Annotated in this window: 10 protein-coding genes and 3 pseudogenes; 6 read left to right on the top strand and 7 right to left on the bottom strand. The window is 67.8% G+C overall.

What is annotated here, in order from left to right; all coding sequences use genetic code 11:
* Positions 1-8 precede the first annotated feature (8 nt).
* Positions 9-199 (top strand): annotated as a pseudogene (locus THITH_RS18400) (ISNCY family transposase); the annotation flags it as partial.
* 215 nt (positions 200-414) lie between these two features.
* On the opposite strand, the pseudogene THITH_RS17345 reads toward THITH_RS18400, so the two are convergent.
* Positions 415-615 (bottom strand): annotated as a pseudogene (locus THITH_RS17345) (hypothetical protein); the annotation flags it as partial.
* Positions 605-799 carry a hypothetical protein gene (locus tag THITH_RS19625; RefSeq protein WP_084222593.1) on the bottom strand — a complete coding sequence of 65 codons (195 nt, stop codon included), beginning with the start codon at positions 797-799 and terminating at the stop codon, positions 605-607. The gene THITH_RS19625 and the pseudogene THITH_RS17345, both read right to left, overlap by 11 nt.
* A 209-nt stretch (positions 800-1,008) precedes the next feature.
* Between THITH_RS19625 and THITH_RS01645 the strand changes: the two genes are divergently transcribed.
* Together THITH_RS01645 and THITH_RS01650 are read left to right on the top strand one after the other, a co-directional pair.
* Positions 1,009-2,145, top strand: a complete 1,137-nt coding sequence (locus tag THITH_RS01645) for an efflux RND transporter periplasmic adaptor subunit (RefSeq protein WP_006746255.1) — start codon at positions 1,009-1,011, stop codon at positions 2,143-2,145.
* Entirely contained in the window at positions 2,142-5,270 is a 3,129-nt protein-coding gene (locus tag THITH_RS01650) for an efflux RND transporter permease subunit (protein WP_006746254.1), read from the top strand. Before THITH_RS01645 ends, THITH_RS01650 begins: the two co-directional genes overlap by 4 nt.
* A 323-nt stretch (positions 5,271-5,593) precedes the next feature.
* On the opposite strand, the gene THITH_RS01655 is transcribed toward THITH_RS01650, so the two are convergent.
* Together THITH_RS01655 and THITH_RS01660 are read right to left on the bottom strand one after the other, a co-directional pair.
* Complete coding sequence (locus THITH_RS01655) at positions 5,594-6,643, bottom strand: metallophosphoesterase family protein (RefSeq protein WP_006746253.1); 1,050 nt, start codon at positions 6,641-6,643, stop codon at positions 5,594-5,596.
* A gap of 5 nt (positions 6,644-6,648) precedes the next feature.
* Positions 6,649-8,037 (bottom strand): SLC5/6 family protein, encoded by a 1,389-nt coding sequence (locus THITH_RS01660; RefSeq protein ID WP_006746252.1) that lies wholly within the window; start codon positions 8,035-8,037, stop codon positions 6,649-6,651.
* Between the two features lie 435 nt (positions 8,038-8,472).
* Here THITH_RS01660 and THITH_RS18900 point away from each other — a divergent pair.
* From THITH_RS18900 to THITH_RS01670, 3 genes and pseudogenes are all read left to right on the top strand, one after another.
* Positions 8,473-8,655, top strand: a pseudogene (locus THITH_RS18900) (hypothetical protein); the annotation flags it as partial.
* A gap of 172 nt (positions 8,656-8,827) precedes the next feature.
* The gene (locus THITH_RS01665) at positions 8,828-11,278 is read left to right on the top strand and encodes a Lon protease family protein (RefSeq protein ID WP_006746250.1); all 2,451 of its coding nucleotides are present in this window, start codon (positions 8,828-8,830) and stop codon (positions 11,276-11,278) included.
* Positions 11,265-11,966, top strand: a complete 702-nt coding sequence (locus THITH_RS01670) for a hypothetical protein (protein ID WP_006746249.1) — start codon at positions 11,265-11,267, stop codon at positions 11,964-11,966. The genes THITH_RS01665 and THITH_RS01670 overlap by 14 nt, the downstream gene beginning before the upstream one ends.
* A gap of 83 nt (positions 11,967-12,049) precedes the next feature.
* Here THITH_RS01670 and THITH_RS01675 read toward each other — a convergent pair whose 3' ends face one another.
* The 3 genes from THITH_RS01675 to THITH_RS01685 all read right to left on the bottom strand — a co-directional run bounded on the left by THITH_RS01675 (position 12,050) and on the right by THITH_RS01685 (position 16,745).
* On the bottom strand, positions 12,050-12,913 hold the full coding sequence (locus THITH_RS01675) for a class II glutamine amidotransferase (protein ID WP_006746248.1): 864 nt from the start codon (positions 12,911-12,913) through the stop codon (positions 12,050-12,052).
* A gap of 204 nt (positions 12,914-13,117) precedes the next feature.
* Positions 13,118-13,777 carry a class II aldolase/adducin family protein gene (locus THITH_RS01680; RefSeq protein ID WP_006746247.1) on the bottom strand — a complete coding sequence of 220 codons (660 nt, stop codon included), beginning with the start codon at positions 13,775-13,777 and terminating at the stop codon, positions 13,118-13,120.
* 13 nt (positions 13,778-13,790) lie between these two features.
* Positions 13,791-16,745: a bifunctional diguanylate cyclase/phosphodiesterase gene (locus THITH_RS01685; protein ID WP_006746246.1), complete on the bottom strand. Its 2,955-nt coding sequence runs from the start codon at positions 16,743-16,745 to the stop codon at positions 13,791-13,793.
* Between the last annotated feature and the right edge of the window lie 3 nt (positions 16,746-16,748).

Below are 16,748 nucleotides of genomic sequence, written 5' to 3' on the forward strand. Positions count from 1 at the left end.
AAATCACGATGCGCAAGGTGATCGAACCGCAATGGGCTTGGGCGAGTTGCCCATCGGCATGATCGAGCTGAACCCCCGATCCCGCGATGACATTCCCAAGATCCTGCGTGGCCTGCAGCACATTTACACGACCCCGGAGGTGCGTGCAGAGGCCTTTGCCATCCTGGAGGCCAAGAGACCAGACTTCCCGACCTCCAGCTTGACATCCCACGCCCGCAGAAGCCGAACCTGCTCCTCGAGCGCAGGCCGCGAGAGCGCCCTGAGGTCGATTTTGATGATGTGCGCCAGTTCAATCAGCGGTCGCAGCGACTCGTCGAAGACGAAGTCGTCCAATGCCACCAGGTAGCCGTTCCGCACATAGGCGCTCAGCCCGGCAAGGACTTCCGCATCCGGGGGCACGGCTTCTTCAAGCGAACTTTCATGGCCTATGTGGCCACCCCCGATGATGAAAGAGGCGTAGGGCGGAAAAGGCCGAAGGCCGTCATCCGCCATCCGGCGCCCGGGTTGCCGCAGGCGCCGGGGATGCGCGAACGCCGAGCGGCGGATGACGCTGCGCTTTTCCGCCCTACAGGTCACCCCGGACGCGCGCGCGGGTTCTTTCACGCTAACTGTCATGGTGCGGGCAGCCACCCCCGATGATGAAAGAGGCGTAGGGCGGAAAAGGCCGAAGGCCGTCATCCGCCAGCTGGCGCCGGGGTTGCCGCAGGCACCTGGGCACTGCGAACGCCGTACGGCGGATGACGCTGCGCTCTTCCGCCCTACGGGTCGCCCGGGACACGAGACAGGCCGTGACTTTCACGCTAAAGGCGCGCTCCTCGCGATGACGGACTAATCAGCGTTTCCCAAGAGGGCGAGGCCGCAGAGCAGGGCGTAGCGCCGAGCCTGATTGGACGTCACAACCGACCTCGCCCCCGGGGGCATCTGTGCTTATATGAGTAGGGAGAGCGACGACCGGGAGACGTTCGCCGGTGTGCGCGGCAGCGCCGGGGATGACGAAGGAGGTGAGGCATGGGAACGGAAGGCAGGTTCGCGTTTTTTGGCCGGTATGGTCGGCTGGCCGCGGCAGTGGTCATCCTCGTGCTGGTGGTGGCGTGGATTGCCTCCGGACTGATCGGGCGTGAGCCGCTGGAGGAGCCGGCCGAGGACGCGCCGCGACCGATGGCGGTGGCGGTGGCGGAACACCGGGCCGAGCCGGTGGAGCGGCTGCTGGTACTGCAGGGACGGGTGGAGCCGGACCAGCGCGTGAAGGTGCGCGCGGAGACGGCCGGTCAGGTGGCCGAATGGGCGGTCGAGCGCGGCGCGGAAGTGGAAGAGGGCGACCTGCTGGTGCGTCTGCGCATGGATGACCGCGAGGCGCGCCTGCGCCAGGCGATCGCCCGCGAGCGCGGGGCGGAGAACGAATTCGAGGCAACCCAGCGGCTGTTCGCCGAGCGACACGCCTCGCGCACGGCACTGGAGGCGCGTGAGGCGGAACTGGAGGCGGCCCGTGCCGAGCGCGAGGCAGTGGAACTGGACATCCGCAATACCCGGATCACCGCGCCGCTGATGGGGACGCTCAACCGCCGCGTGGCGGAGCGCGGGGAGTTTGTCGGGGTAGGCGATCCGGTGGCGGAGATCGTGGACAACGACCCGCTGCTGGCGGTGGTGTGGGTGCCGCAGCACCAGATCGGACGTGTGCGGCCGGGGCAGGAGGCGCGCATCCGCTTTCTCGACGGGCGCCGTGCCGAGGGCGAGGTACGTTTTGTTGCGGCTGTGGCCGAGCCGGGCACACAGACCTTTCGCACCGAGGTGCAGGTGCCCAACCCGGAGAGGGCGCTGCCCTCGGGTATCAGCGCGGGCGTCGATATCGTGACCGAGGAGGTCCGGGCGAACAAGCTTTCGCCGGCGGTGATGGCGCTGGATGACGATGGCCGGGTCGGTGTGAAGGCTGTGGATGACGACGACCGCGTGGTCTTCCATCCGGTCGAGGTGGTGCGGACCGAGCGCGACGGGGTCTGGGTGACCGGGCTGCCCGATAAGGTGCGGGTGATTACGGTTGGTCACGGCTTCGTCACCGTTGGCGAGCGGGTGACGCCGCGGCCGCAGGAAGCGGTGGACGGTACCCTGGCGCCGGGCACGGCCCCGGCCGTGGAGGACACGCCGTGAAGGCGCTGATCGCCTGGGCCGTCGATCATGCCCGGACGGTCCTGCTGTTCCTGCTGCTGATCCTGGTGCTGGGGGCCAGCGCCTGGTCGGTGATCCCGAAGGAGGCGGCGCCGGAGATCGACATCCCGATCTTCTTCGTGTCGGTGGTCTACCCCGGTGTCAGCCCGGAGGACGCCGAGCGCCTGATGCTGCGGCCGCTGGAGCGCGAGCTGCAGGGGGTGCCCGGGGTCGACGAGATGCAGTCCTGGGCCGGCGAGGGCTTTGCCCTGGTGCGGGTGGACTTCCTGCCCGGCTGGGACAACCGGCGTGCGCTGGCGGACCTGCGCGAGGAGGCGGAGCAGGTGCGCCCGGACCTGCCGGACGGGGCCGAGGATCCGGAGGTCATGGAGGTGGACCTGGCGCTGTTCCCGGTGCTGACCGTGACCCTTTCGGGGCCACTGGACGAGCGCACCCTGGTCAGCATGGCGCGCGAACTGCGCGACGAGATCGAGTCGCAGCCGGGCGTGCTGGAGGTGGACATCGGCGGCGACCGCGACGAGCAGATCGAGGTGCTGGTCGACCCGCTGGTGCTGGAGACCTACGAACTCTCGTTCGATCAGCTGCACCGGGCCATCGAGCGCAACAACCGCCTGGTCGCGGCGGGTGCGGTGGACACCGGGGCCGGGCGTATCCCGCTGCGCGTGCCGGGCACCATCGACCATGTCGACGACATCCTGGATACCGCGGTGCGGGTGGAAAACGACACCGTGGTGCGGGTACGCGACGTGGCCGACGTGCGCCAGACCTTCCGCGACCCGGAGGGGTTCGCGCGCATCGACGGCCAGCCGGCGGTGTCGCTGGAGATCCGCAAGCAGTCGGAGGCCAACATCCTCGAGGTGGCGGCGGCGGCGCGCGAGAGCGTGGAGGCGGCACGTGCCGGCTGGCCGGCCTCGGTGGAAGTCGTGTACGTGCAGGATATGGCGCGGGACGTGGCCGACCTGCTCGGGGACCTGGAGAACAACGTGATCACCGCGGTGCTGGTCGTGGCGCTGGTGATCCTGTTGCTGATGGGGGCCCGTGCGGCGCTGCTGGTGGGGCTGGCGATCCCCGGTGCCTTTCTGGGCGGCATCCTGGTGATCTACCTGATGGGCTTCACGCTGAACGTCGTGGTTCTGTTCGGCCTGATCCTGGTGGTCGGAATGCTGGTGGACGGCGCGGTGGTGGTAGCCGAGCTGGCAGACCGCTATGTGGCCGAGGGTCGGCCCCGGCGCGAGGCCTACCGGGCGGCCGCGCAACGCATGGCGTGGCCGATCACCACCGCGATCGGCACGACCCTCGCGGTGTTCGCGCCGATGCTGCTGTGGCCCGGAATGGTGGGGGAGTTCATCGTCTACCTGCCGGCCACGGTGATCGTGACCCTGATCGCGTCGCTGGCGATGGCGCTGGTGTTCATCCCGGTGCTCGGTTCGGTGGCAGGCCAGACCCGGCCGGCCAATGCGGAGCAGACCCGCCAGGTGCGCGCCGCGGAGGAGGGCCGCTACGACGAGCTGCATGGGGTGACCGCCGCCTACATCCGCCTGTTGCAGCCCCTGGTGGACCACCCCGGGCGGACCCTGACGGGGACCCTGGTCTTTCTCCTGGCCGCCTATGCCCTGTATGCCGTTTTCGGCCGCGGGGTCGAGTTCTTCCCGCAAATCGAGCCGGAGTTCGTGCAGATCCAGGTACAGGCGCGGGGCAACCTGTCGGTGTGGGAGGCCGATGCGCTGGTGCGCGAGGTCGAGGCCGCCGTGCGCGACGTGCCCGAGGTGCGTCATGTCTACGGGCGCACCATCGGCACCCAGCTTGCGCGGCTGCTCGGCGATTATTCCGAGGATGTGGTCGGACTGGTACAGGTCGAACTGACCTCGTGGCGGGTGCGGCCTCCCGCCACCGAGGTGATCCAGACCCTGCGGGAACGCACCGCGGAACTGCCGGGCATCCGGCTGCAGGTGCGTGCGCAGGAACGCGGCGCGCGCGAGGGACGGCCGATCGTGATCCAGGCGAGCAGCGACGAGCCCGAACGGATCCCGCCGGTGATCCGGGCCATCCGCGAGGGCATGGACGAGATCGGGGGCTTCGTGGACGTGGCGGACGACCTGCCGCTGCCGGGGGTGGAGCTGGAGGTGCGCTTCGACCGGGCGCAGGCGGCGCGTTTCGGGGTCGACGTGCCGCTGCTGGGGGACGGGGTGCAGCTGCTGACCGACGGCATCCTGCTCGGTACCTATCGCCCGGCCCATGTCGACGAGGAGGTGGACATCCGCCTGCGCCTGCCGCCGGAGCAGCGCCACCTGCAACATCTGGCCGGCCTCAGTCTGCCCACTGCGGTCGGACTGGTGCCGCTGGCGCATTTCGCCGAGCTGGTTCCGGTGCCGGCCACCGGCATGATCAAGCGCCGCGATGGCCAGCGCGCCTACACCATCGAGGCGGATGCCGCGCCCGGCTTGCTGGTGGACCGGCAGGTGCGCGAATTACAGGCCTGGCTGGAGCAGGCGCAGCCCGACCCGGAGGTCACCGTGCGTTTCCGCGGCGAGGCGGAGGAACAGGAGGAGGCCGCGCGCTTTCTGCGACAGGCCTTCGCGCTGTCGCTGTTCCTGATGCTGGCGATGATGGTCACGCAGTTCAACCGCTTCTCCCAGGCCTTGCTGGTGATGTCGGCCATCGTGTTTTCCACCGCCGGGGTGCTGCTGGCGCTGCTGGCACGCGGTGAGCCGTTCGGTATTGTGATGAGCGGCATCGGTGTGCTGGCGCTGGCAGGGATCGTGGTCAACAACAATATCGTGCTGATCGACAACTACAACGAGCAGCGCAGACGCGGGCTGGATCCGCGCGAGGCCGCCCTGCGCGCCGCCGCCCAGCGCCTGCGACCGGTGGTGCTCACCGCGCTGACCACCATCCTCGGCCTGCTGCCGATGGTGCTGGCGCTGACGGTGGACTTCGCCGGCCGCGATGTCTACCTCGGCGCGCCGGTGACCAGTTTCTGGATACAGCTGGCCACGGTGATCGCCGGCGGGCTTGTGTTCGCCACGCCATTGACGCTGCTGTTCACCCCGACGATGCTCGCATGGCTCGACCGCCGCCACCGCGGCGCTGCGCAGGAGCCGGCGTGATCCTGTCGCTGCCCGCCGTGCCCGGGTGGCGGGCGGCGTGGCTGTGCCGGCGCCCCGCCGCCGGAGCCACCCACCCCCGCGGATGCCGCGCCGCTGGAGCCACCCGCCACGGCGGCGGACGCAGTGGCCAGGGAGTCTGCCACCCCCGGGGACGAGATCCGCTGCTACCTGGAGCGCCTGTCGGATCGGGAATTCACCGAGACCAACGGAAACGCTGGTCAATCTACTGTATGCGGCGCTCGACTGGCTGCTAGGCGTTGGCATCCGGATCGAAACCTCTCCGGCCTGTCGCGGGCGGGTAGGGAACATCGTGCCTTTCGCGATCATTCCTGCAGTCGGCAGGACGCGTTGGGGTGGTGATCGGGCCCGTCCGTGATTCGGCGTCGGTAGCTGAGTTGCGCCGGTGATCCCGGCGGCCATACCTGATCGAAGCGCCAGAGGAAGGCTTCGCGATCCCATGGCAGCAGGATGGCATCAACGTGTGCATCCCTTACCCGCGTTCCGCAGCTGCTCAGGTGGTCATCCGGCAGTACTGGAGGGTGCCTCGCAACGCGCGTGATCATCACGCGGTGGTCGCCCGCAAAGACCGGCATGCCGGCCGCACCGTTGTTGAACACGGCCCGGTTGCCGGGAAAATCCTGGGCGAAACAGCGGCAGGTGTGGCTGCTGGCCAGCAGGTCCACATCGGCATCCCGGAACCATGCTTCCAGCCTGGCAGCCTGTCGGGCTTGGGCTGCGCCTACCGCTCCTCCCACCGGCTCGCTATGGGCACCCAAGCCCGACAGGCTGCCAGGATCGCTGTTGCCGATGGGCGGCATCGCATCGAGTTCAAGGCCCCAGCCGGCGAGGCTGTCCGGGTCCCCATGGACCACGCCGATGCGGCAGTCTCCAACCTGCAGGCGCAGTTGCGGGGGCAGGGAACGGAGATCAGCCACGAGGCTGCCCGTAGCGCGCGCCGCCTCCTGCAGTCGCGCGATGATCGCGTTCGACCATGCCACGGTCTGTTCCGGGGTCGACGGCGGGTAGGCGCAGCCGCAGCCGGCGTCAGGTTGCGGATCGACCAGTTCGGCCTCGACGTTGCCCCGGCTCGCGCTGTGGGCGCCGACGCGGTGCTGTACCTCCGCGAACCACGCCGGTTCCGCATCGAACCAGTGAAAGTCGCCATTGAACACCAGTCGGGGTCGCGGCAACCCCATCGCGACTTCGTGCTCCGCCAGCGCCTCGATTGCATCCAGCGCTTCGAGATTTCCGTAAAGACCGCCGACGATGAAGAAACTCTGCGCGCGCAGGGGCGTCAGCTGCGCAATGGTCGATGCCCGTGTCCGGTAGGTGACCGGGCAACTGCGGCCAGGTGATGCACTCGAACTGGCCATCGGGTTCAGCCCGGCGCGTCCATCGGGCCACGATCGCCCAACGCGAAAGCAGTCAGGCCAATCCCGAGCGCGATGACGTTCAGGAGCAGCAATTTGCTGTAGTCGTGGCTGATCCCTGTGAGCGCACCGACCCAGCCCAGGTAGCCCGAGGTCTCGAGAAAATAGAGGATGGCAGCACCGACGGCGGCCACAACGGCCACCCCGAGCGCCGCAGGGGCGACGCGTCGGTTCAGACCGATGCTCCAGATGATCACCGGGGTCAAGAACATCGCCGCGGTACCGCTCACCGCGACGGCGGCGAACAGGTCCTGGGTGCCGAAGAACACCATCACCAGTCCAAGCAGCGCGAACACGGCCATCGCGATGCGTCCGTGTGCGGGCGATCCCCGACCAATCCCCATGTCGACCACGGCGAGCTTGGCCGTGCTGGAAAAGGTCGAATCCATCGTCGAGGCCGCGGAGATCACCAGCGCCACGCCCAGCAGCAGCGCGGCCGGCTGCCCCATCATGCGCGTCAGCGTATCGAGAAAGGCTTCTTCGCCGCTGCGGTGCAGGCCGGTGAATACACCGATCATCCCGAAGGCCAGGATCAGCAGGGACGAAATCCAGAAGGCATGCACGAAGCTGCGTCGCGTGGTTTCCCGGTCGGCCAGGAACCCCCGGTCGGTCATCACCGGGTCGTGCAGCGGATAGCTCAGCACCTGCAGGAATGCGACCAGCAGCAGGATCCAGCCGGGGCTGACCGGATCCGGACTGCTTGCGAGGATTGCCCCACCGTCGAATTCGGGGGCGAACAGCATCATCACGAACAGCACCGCGAGCAGTACCCCGAGGGCCGCGAACTGCAGCACGTCGGTCCGCAGCGAGGCGTGCAGTCCGCCGAGCATCGAGTACCCCAGCGTGACGCCGGCCACCGCGAGGATGGCGACGGCATACGCGAGGCTGCCGGTCGCACCGAACACGATGCCGACGACCAGAAGATTGGCGAACACCTCGGAGACCAGCCGAACGCCGATCAGCAGGTTGAAGCTGCCGGTTCCCAGGCGCCCGAAGCGGGCCTGCATGAAGCTCTGGATGTTGTGCGCCCCGTGGCGGAAACGGAGCTGGTCGACGATCCAGCCGCCGGTCAGAAACGACAGGTAGTAGGCGGTATAGGCCAGTGCCCCTGCGATGCCGAAGAAATAGCCCAGGATCGCGGCGTTCAGCAGCGAGCGGGCGAAGATCCAGGTGGTCACCTGGGAGAAGGTCAGGGTCCAGACACCGGGCCTCGCGCCCGCCGGGCTGGAACCGAAGAAGAAGCCGTCCGCGGTTCGGGCGCGCGGGACCAGAGCGAAGCTGGCGGCAGCGAAGGCGACCAGAATCCCGGAAAGGAGGACGAGCGAAAGATCGGTCATGGTTCAGGCGTCTCCGGGCGGTTCATGGGCGCAGCGGGCGAGCGAGCCGAAGGAGGTTAGATGGCGGAGCTGTGCGTATCAATAGGGGTTTTCCGAAGTGGATCGGAGGGCGGCTGCCACTGGGCAATGGCTGTCTCTTGGGGACTCTGAGCGAGCATTCAGCAGCAGCTCAAGTCTGACAGGCTCCCATTGGGTGTGATGCTGAAGGGGGTAGTGCGCCTTCGGCATCCATGCCGTGCGAGGTGCGATTCGGCGGGATTGCTCGGCCTGTCTCGTGTCCCTGGCGACCCGTAGGGCGGAAAAGCGCAGCGTCATCCGCCGTAGGGCGTTCGCGGTGCCCAGGCGCCCGCGGCAATCCGGGCGCCAGCTGGCGGATGACGGCCTTCGGCCTCTTCCGCCCTACGCCTCTTTCATCATCGGGGGTGGCCGCTGGCCATGGTAGTTAGCGTGAAAGTCACGGCCTGTCTCGTGTCCCTGGCGACCCGTAGGGCGGAAAAGCGCAGCGTCATCCGCCGCTCGGCGTTCGCGCCTCCCCGGCGCCTGCGGCAATCCGGGCGCCGGATGGCGGATGACGGCCTTCGGCCTCTTCCGCCCTACGCCTCTTTCACCATCGGGGGTGCTCCCCCCGAGGGCATGAAAGGTAGCAGGGAACGGTTTCGGCAGTGGAGGTGCCGGATCGGACGGCGTGGCCGCAACGGCAGGATCGCTCGGCGCTGTGGTCCCCGGCTGGCGGGATGGATCTGCTATGTTCGAGGGGAAAAGGATTCTGTGGTCGCCCTGGAGGATGCCGATGTCTGATGCACGCCGAGATCGGTTCTTGCCGGACTCGCCCGTTGCCGAGAAGCTCGGGCCCGATGCCTTGCGCCTCGCGTGTCCGCCGGACGCTCTCGATTTCGAGACCACGGAGGATCTGGAAGACCTGGACCGGGTGCTAGGACAGGATCGCGCGTTGGAGGCGCTGAACCTGGGGATCGAGATCCCGCACCAGGGGTACAACCTCTATGTGCTCGGTTCGACCGGGCTCGGCCGGCGCACGCTGGTCAACCGCATGCTGCGCGAGGCGGCACAAGGCCGGCCGGTGCCCAGCGATTGGTGCTACATCAACGATTTTGAAGCACCGCACCGGCCCCGGGCCCTGCGTTTGCCGCCGGGGCTGGGCCAGGCTCTGCGCCGGGACATGCAGCAGGTGATGGAGGCGATCATCACGGCGCTGGCCACGGCGTTCCAGAGCGAGGCCTACCGTGCCCAGGCGCAGGAGATCCACGACGACCTGAAGGAGCGGGATGAGCGTGCGTTTGCCGCGCTTCGGGAGAAGGCCGAGGCGCGCAACGTGGCGTTGTTGCGCACTCCAGGCGGCTACACCCTGGCACCGATGCGTGACGGCGAGATCCTGAGCGCGGAGGAATTCGGCAAGCTCCCGGAAAGCGAACAGAAGGCCACCGAGGAGGCGGTCGAGGAGTTGAAGCAGGACCTCAGGCAGCTGATCGCCCAGGTCCCGCGCTGGCAGCGCGAGGTGCGGGAACGTCAGAAGGAATTGAACCTGAGCGTATCCAGCCTGACGCTCGATCAGCACCTGGGCGAACTGCGGCGCAAGTACCAGGAACTGCCCGAGGTGCAGCGTTTCATCGACGCGGTGCGCGAGGATCTGCTGGAGAACTCGGAACAGATCCGCAGTCTCGGCGAGGACGAGCAGGGTGGGCCGAACCCGGCCGGGCAGGCCGCCCGGCAGCTCAACCGGTACAAGGTAAACGTGCTCGTGGATCATGCCCACCACCAGGGCGCCCCGGTGATCTACGAGGACAACCCGACCTACCAGAACCTGGTCGGGCGCGTGGAGCACACGGTGCAGTATGGCACCCTGGTCACCGATTTCACGCTGATCAAGGCGGGCGCGCTGGCACGGGCCAACGGTGGCTACCTGATCCTGGATGTGGATCGGCTGCTGGGTCACCCGTTCGCCTGGCAGGCGCTCAAGCGGGCGTTGCGCGCCCACGAACTTCGGGTCGAGTCGCTCGAGACCATGCTGAGTCTCGCGAGCACGACGACCCTGGAGCCCGAGCCGATCCCGCTCGACCTGAAAGTGGTACTGGTCGGCGACCGGCTGCTGTACTACCTGCTGCAGGAATACGATCCCGAGTTCGGCCGCCTGTTCAAGGTGGCGGCGGATTTCTCGGAAGATGTCCGCCGCGATGCCGATGCCACTCGGCTCTATGCCCGCCTGATCGCGACCCAGCAACGCGCCGGTGGGTTGCGGCCGCTGACCCGGGACGCGGTGGCACGTGTGATCGAGCAGGCCGCGCGGCGGATCTCCGATGGCGAGCGCCTGTCGCTGCACCTGGGTTCGCTCGACGACCTGCTGCGGGAAGCCGATTACTGGGCCGGGAAAGCCGACTCGAAACGGGTGGACGAGGCGCATGTGGATCGGGCCGTGGATGCCCGAATCCGGCGTCTGAGCCGAATCCGCGAGGACGTGCACGAGGCAATCACGCGCGGCATCCAGTTGGTCGACCTCGATGGCGACGCGGTCGGGCAGGTCAATGGGCTTTCGGTGATCGGCCTCGGCGAGTTCAGCTTTGGGCGCCCGTCGCGCATCACGGCCACCGCCCGCCTGGGCGAGGGCGAGGTGGTCGATGTCGAGCGCGAGGTCGAATTGGGCGGTGCAATCCACTCCAAGGGTGTGTTGATCCTGTCCTCCTACCTTGCCTGGCGTTACAGCACCGACCAGCCGCTCTCGCTGTCCGCGAGCCTGGTTTTCGAGCAGTCCTATGGTCTGGTGGAAGGCGATAGCGCATCGGTCGCTGAACTCTGCGCGCTGTTGTCGGTGCTTGCGGCTGCGCCGGTGCGGCAGTCGCTGGCGGTCACCGGCTCGGTGAACCAGCACGGCGTGGTACAGGCCATCGGCGGCATCAACGAGAAGATCGAGGGCTTCTTCGATGTCTGTTCCCGGCGCGGCTTGACGGGCCACCAGGGCGTGGTGATGCCGGCCAGCAATCGGCCGCACCTGATGCTGCGCCGGGACGTGGTCGACGCGGTGCGCGATGGCCGGTTCCATGTCCACGCGGTACACCACGTCGACCAGGCGGCGGAGCTGTTGACGGGGCTTCCCGCTGGCGAGCCGGATGAGGAAGGCCGCTGGCCGGCCGGCAGCCTCCATGCGCGGGTGCATGCCCGGCTCGACGAACTCGCGCGCCTGCGTCAGGCGTTCTCGGCGCGCGGCGGTGGCGGAGATGACAGCGCCTGAGTTGCGCCTGCGCCGCATCCTGCTGGCGCTGGATGCCGGAGGCGCGGTGCCATCCGCACTGTCGCTGGCCGTGACCATCGCTTCGCGCTTTGGCGGACAACTGGAGGCGATGCTGCTGGCGCAGGCCGAGCTGACCCGGGCCGCGGAGTTTCCCTTTGCGAGCGAGGTCAGTCTGCCGTTCGGGCTGGAGCGCCCGCTGAGCGCGCCGATCATGCGGCGCAGCCTTGAAACACTGGCGGCGCGGGTGCAGTCGATGATGACCCAGCTCGCCGATCCGGCGCGGATTCCCTGGTCGCTGCAGGTTGCCGAGCGCAGCCAGTGGGAAGGGCTTCTGGCTGCGCCCGGCGAAGGCAGCCTGCTGGTGCTCACCCACGCGGGCCATTACCTGTTGCCTTCCCTGAGCTTGGCACCGGGCGGGCTGTACCTGCTGTACGACCACAGCCCGGCTGGCCGCGCGGCGCAGGCGCTGGCGGTCGCGCTCGATCCGCAGTGCGCGCAGACGCGCTGGCCCGGTTCTGCCGGTGCCGCGTCGCCGCCGGACGCGAATGCGGTCGCGCGCCTGCTCGACGTGCTGCGGCGGCTTCGGCCCGGAACCCTGATCCTGCCTGCAGCCCGGTACCGGGAGCTCGAAGGCGTATTGCGGCCGCTGATCGCACGGCTGGAATGCACCGTGCTGCTGGTGGGCTGAGGCCATCGCGCTTTGCCGGGATCCAGCGCCCGTGCGGGCTGGGCCGACGCCGCCGAGCGCGGTGCCGGCGTGACCGGGGCGATTCAGGATTCGACGAGCTGCGGTGTGCTGGGATCGGGAAGCGCGGCACCGGTGCGCGACAGGATGCGCCCGCCGGCGATCGCCAGTACTTCGCCCGCCGCGACGGGCTCCCAGCGTTCCGCGGTCAGCGGGACGCTGGCCACCAGCGTCACGCGCTGGTGTGCCTCGGTGAGACCGAGGGTCAGTCCCTCGATCGGTTTCGGCGTGCGGCCCTCCTTCTTGGTCGGGCAGGTCCGGCAAAGCGTGAACAGCCCTGGCGGCTCGATGCGGCCGCAGGATTCCTGAGTCCGCTCGTGCCCGTGCACGAACAGGTATTCGCTGTCGGAGTAGAGGAAGTTGGCCGGGCCGAAGGGCCTTAGCAGCGCCGCAAAACGGCGAACCACTTCCAGGCGCAGTTCCAGCGCAGGGGGTTCCGGAGCATCCCACAGCGCGGCCAGGCGCGCCAGCAGCAGGCAGAACGCGTGCTCGGAGTCGGTGTCGCCGATTGGCCGGAAACGCCCGAGGTCGGGCGCGGTGGCGTCTTCGATTCCGATCAGGTCGCCGTTATGGGCGAACACATGCATGCGCCCGCCGAGTTCGCGCGCAAACGGCTGCGTGTTCTCCAGAGAAACGGCGCCCTTCGTGGCCTGGCGCACATGGGCGAGAACGAGCCGGCTGCGGTACTTCTGCTCGCTCAGAAAGCGGATTCCGCTGCTCTGGCTGGCGGCCCCGGTGTCGCGCAGCCTGCGCACGTCGCGCCCCGAATAAAAGGCCGCACCCCATCCATCCTTGTGCGGCGCACGCAGCCCGCCGCGTTCCGAGAACGCCTCCAGCGAGATCGACAGCGTCGCCGGTTCAAGGCTGGACATCGCGAGCAGCTCACACATGCGGGAACCTCATCGGGAACCGCTGTGCAGGGTCGCACGGGGCGGCCGGCATCGGGAACTCTCGGACGCGAACAAGCATGGAAAAAGTATCAGCGGCAGCCGGCTCGGGGTCAAACTCACCACTCGACCCGTTTGCCCGTGCGGGACAGCAGGCCCGCGCGGACGGCGCGGTGCAAAGGGTCCGGATCGGCGCGCTGCGCGGGTTCAGCGCGGGCCGTAATGCTGCATTTTCCGGACTACCCGGTCGATTTCGGCATCGGGAAGCAGGCGCGGGCCGCCGAGGCCCAGGCTCAGGATGTACTGGTGTGCCAGGGTCTCCACTTCTCCCGCAAGCCAGAGCGCGCGCTCGAGCCCGGGCCCGGTCGCGACGACGCCGTGATTGGCCAGCAGGCATGCGCTGCGATCCTGCAATGCCTCGACCACGTTTCGGGACAGCGCCTCGGTTCCGAACGTCGCATAGGGAGCGCAGCGGATGGTCGGCCCGCCCGCGGCCGCGATCATGTAGTGGAGCGCCGGGATCTCCATGCCGCAGATCGCAAGAGCCGTGGCATGGAGGGAATGAGTGTGGACCACTGCGCCGATTTCGGGGCGCGAATCCAGAATCGCCAGGTGGAAGCGCCACTCGCTGGACGGCCGCTGACCGGCGTCGTGCTCGCCGCGAGGGCCGACGAAGACCATGTCCTCGGGGCGAAGCGCATCGTAGGGAATTCCGGAAGGCGTGATCAGCATGCCGTCGCGCCAGCGTGCGCTGACGTTGCCCGACGTGCCCTGGTTGATGCCCTCGCGGTTCATGCGCAGGCAGATGTCGATCATGCCTTCGCGCAGCAACCGCTCCGATTGGTCCATGCTGGCTTTGCGCACCATCGGCTTCCCGCTGCTACTTCGATCCGCCGCGGCGCGGCGATCTGGAACCGCCGTGCGAGGGCAGGCGAATGACGTCGGACTTTTGCCGTTCGCCGGCAGCGAGGATCGGACCGAAGGCTTCGGAAATCGGCATCGGGTGGCTGATGAAGAAGCCCTGCGCATAGGTCACGCCGTATTCCCTAAGCAGTTCCAGTACCTCGGCGCTGCCGACATACTCGGCCACCGTTTGCTTGCCGAACCCGTGCGCGATGTTGACCATCGCCTGCACCAGCAGGCGATCGTCGGAATTGCGTTCCAGGTCACGGATGAACAGCCCGTCGATCTTCACGAAACTCGCGGGCAATTGGCGCAGGTAATGGAACGAGCTGAAACCCACACCGAAGTCGTCCAGAGAGAAATGACACCCCAGTTCGCGGATGCGGGAGATCATGCCCTTGGCCTTTACGAAATCGGTGACTGCGGCCGTTTCCGTGATTTCCAGTGTCAGATGCGAGGCGTCGATGCCAAGGCGCCGGAGTTCTCCCGCCAGCATGTCGTAGAGATCTTCGGAATGCAGCGAGTGGGCCGACAGATTGACTGCCAGGTGCAGATCCGGGCGGGATCGGTGCAGCCGGTGCATCAGTTCGAGCGCCTTGCGTAGAACCCAGCGATCCAGTTCGACGATCTGCCGGCTGTGCTCGGCAATTGGGATGAAGCGCCCAGGGGAGACCAGCTCCCCGTTCGGGCCGCGCATCCGTACCAGCAGTTCGTAGTGGTTCACATGGTCGTCGGCCAGGCGCAGCAGGGGCTGCGCAAACAGTTCGAACTTTTCTTCGACCAGCGCATCCCGCAGGTACTCGACCCAGTAGACGCGTTCCTGGACCGCCTCCCGGACCTTGTTCGCGGTGGGCAGGATATGCCAGTGCCCCGGGCCGGCGTCCTTGGCCTGGTACATCGCGAGATCGGCGCTGGCCATCAGATCGAGGGGGTTGTCGCCGTGGCGCGGGAACAGCGCCACGCCCACGCTGGCCGTGGTGCGGTGGCGCAGCCCCCCCACAGGAAGCGCGACGCGTTCGAGGCGCCGGGCCACGCGCTCGGCGAGGGCGGTAGCCTGGGCTTCCTCTGCATCCCGCAGCAGGATGCCGAACTCGTCCCCACCCAATCGGGCGACTATCCCGTCGGTACCGACCACTTCCTCCAGCGCCTCGGCGACCAGGTTGAGCAGCTGATCCCCCGACTGATGACCGCTGAAGTCGTTGATATCCTTGAACTGATCAAGGTCCAGGAACAGGATGGCGCCGCGCGCGGATGGGCGTTCGAACGCCTGCTCCATCGCCAACTGGAAGGCCCGTCTATTTGGAAGGTTGGTCAGCGGGTCGTGGCTGGCGAGCCAGCTCAAACGCTCCTCGGCGGCCTTGCGCGCAGTCACGTCGAGTCCGACCGAGATCACCGTGGCGTTGCCAGTTTCGGCGTTGTGCAGTGGGGCGTGGTACCAGGCGATCGTACGCGATTCGCCGTCGTTGCCGATGAGTGCGGTTTCCTCCTGGGATAGAAGCTCCTCGGTCGGCCGGTCCCCGCCGCCGTTCATGAAGACGTCCCGGAAGTGCTGGCCCCGGATCTCGTCCCCCGATTGCCCGACCAGGCTCTGGCCATAGGCGTTCACCAGGCTGACACGGCCGCCCGCGTCATGGGTCACAATGATCACCCGCGCCGTGTCGAGCAGCCGGTTCACGAAATCGCGTTGGCGACCGAGTTCGACCATCCGCGCCGAGAGTTCCCGGTCGCGGGCCTTCACACGTTCCTCCAGCGCCTCGAGCTGCGACGACAGATCCAGGGTGACCACGTCGATCAGGTCGATCTCGTCAGCGAGCTGTTTGCGCGGTTGCCCCACTGCGCGCCGTACTGCCTGGAACTCCCCGCGGGCCAGCAAGGGAAGCTGTTCCGACAGCCTGCGCAGACGGTCCATTGGCCCCCAGAGGATGCCCAGCAGCAGCAGTTCGGCGGCCAGCCAGCCGCTCAGTGCGACTGCGAGGGCGGTCCGCGTGTCTTGCCGGATGGCGTGCATCTGTTCGGTAATGTCCGAGATCAGCAGCAGGTGTCCCGCGCGACTGCCGGGAGTCACCTCGAGCGGCAGGGCAGTCAGTTCGTAGTGCTGATCCTGCCAATCGAGTTGCCGCGGGCTATGCACCAGCGTCTCCAGCGTCCAAAGGCTGCTCGCCGCGTGCAGGACAGGCCGGGTGTGGAGTTCCCCGGTCAGAATGGCCACGTTACCCGACCAGGGCTCGAGATGCCGGTCGGGAACGAGATCGGGGTCCGGCTGGGCACGATCGATCAGCAGCCCGATATCGCTTCCCGAGATCCGCTGGGCGTTCAGCGCGACCTCCGCGAGGGAGCGTGACAGAACCACCGCGCCTCCGAGCATGCCGTCCACCAGCAACGGTACCACCGCATACTGGCGGCATCGGTTCTCGCACCAGAGTGCATGGCGAGGGGTCTGCTGGTCCAGCGCCTCGCGGATCCAGTCGGTGATCGGCGGCGCTGCACCGCGTTCGGGATTGCCCAGCGGTTCGCCCCAGGCGCCCAGTTGCTCGGCTTCGCTCGAGAAGATCAGGACCTCATCGACGCCCACCTCGAGCTGGATCACTGGCCACTGCGGGTCGAACGAGGCTGCAACCGCCGATCGATCGCGGCGCTGCAGCGCTGGACCCATGCCGCTGAGCGACGGGAGCAGGGAGCCCAGCTGTTGCAGATGCTCTTGGGAGCTTGCCATCGCCAGTTTGCTTTCGCGTGCCTGCCGCTCGTGGATCACCTCGCGATGCTGTTCGAACTGCAGGTTCAGGTTTGCGTGGCTGAGCAGTGTGTACATTGCCGCGAGACCGAGCAGCACCAGACTGGTCAGCAACAGCGCCCGCCACTTCAGGCTCAGAAACGGCCGTCGGGAGCGGCGGGCGCGGGTCGGCCGCGTCGAGGGATAGGCAGCAACGGGCATCGT

Source organism: Thioalkalivibrio paradoxus ARh 1 (genome assembly GCF_000227685.2).
GTDB classification, from domain to species: domain Bacteria; phylum Pseudomonadota; class Gammaproteobacteria; order Ectothiorhodospirales; family Ectothiorhodospiraceae; genus Thioalkalivibrio; species Thioalkalivibrio paradoxus.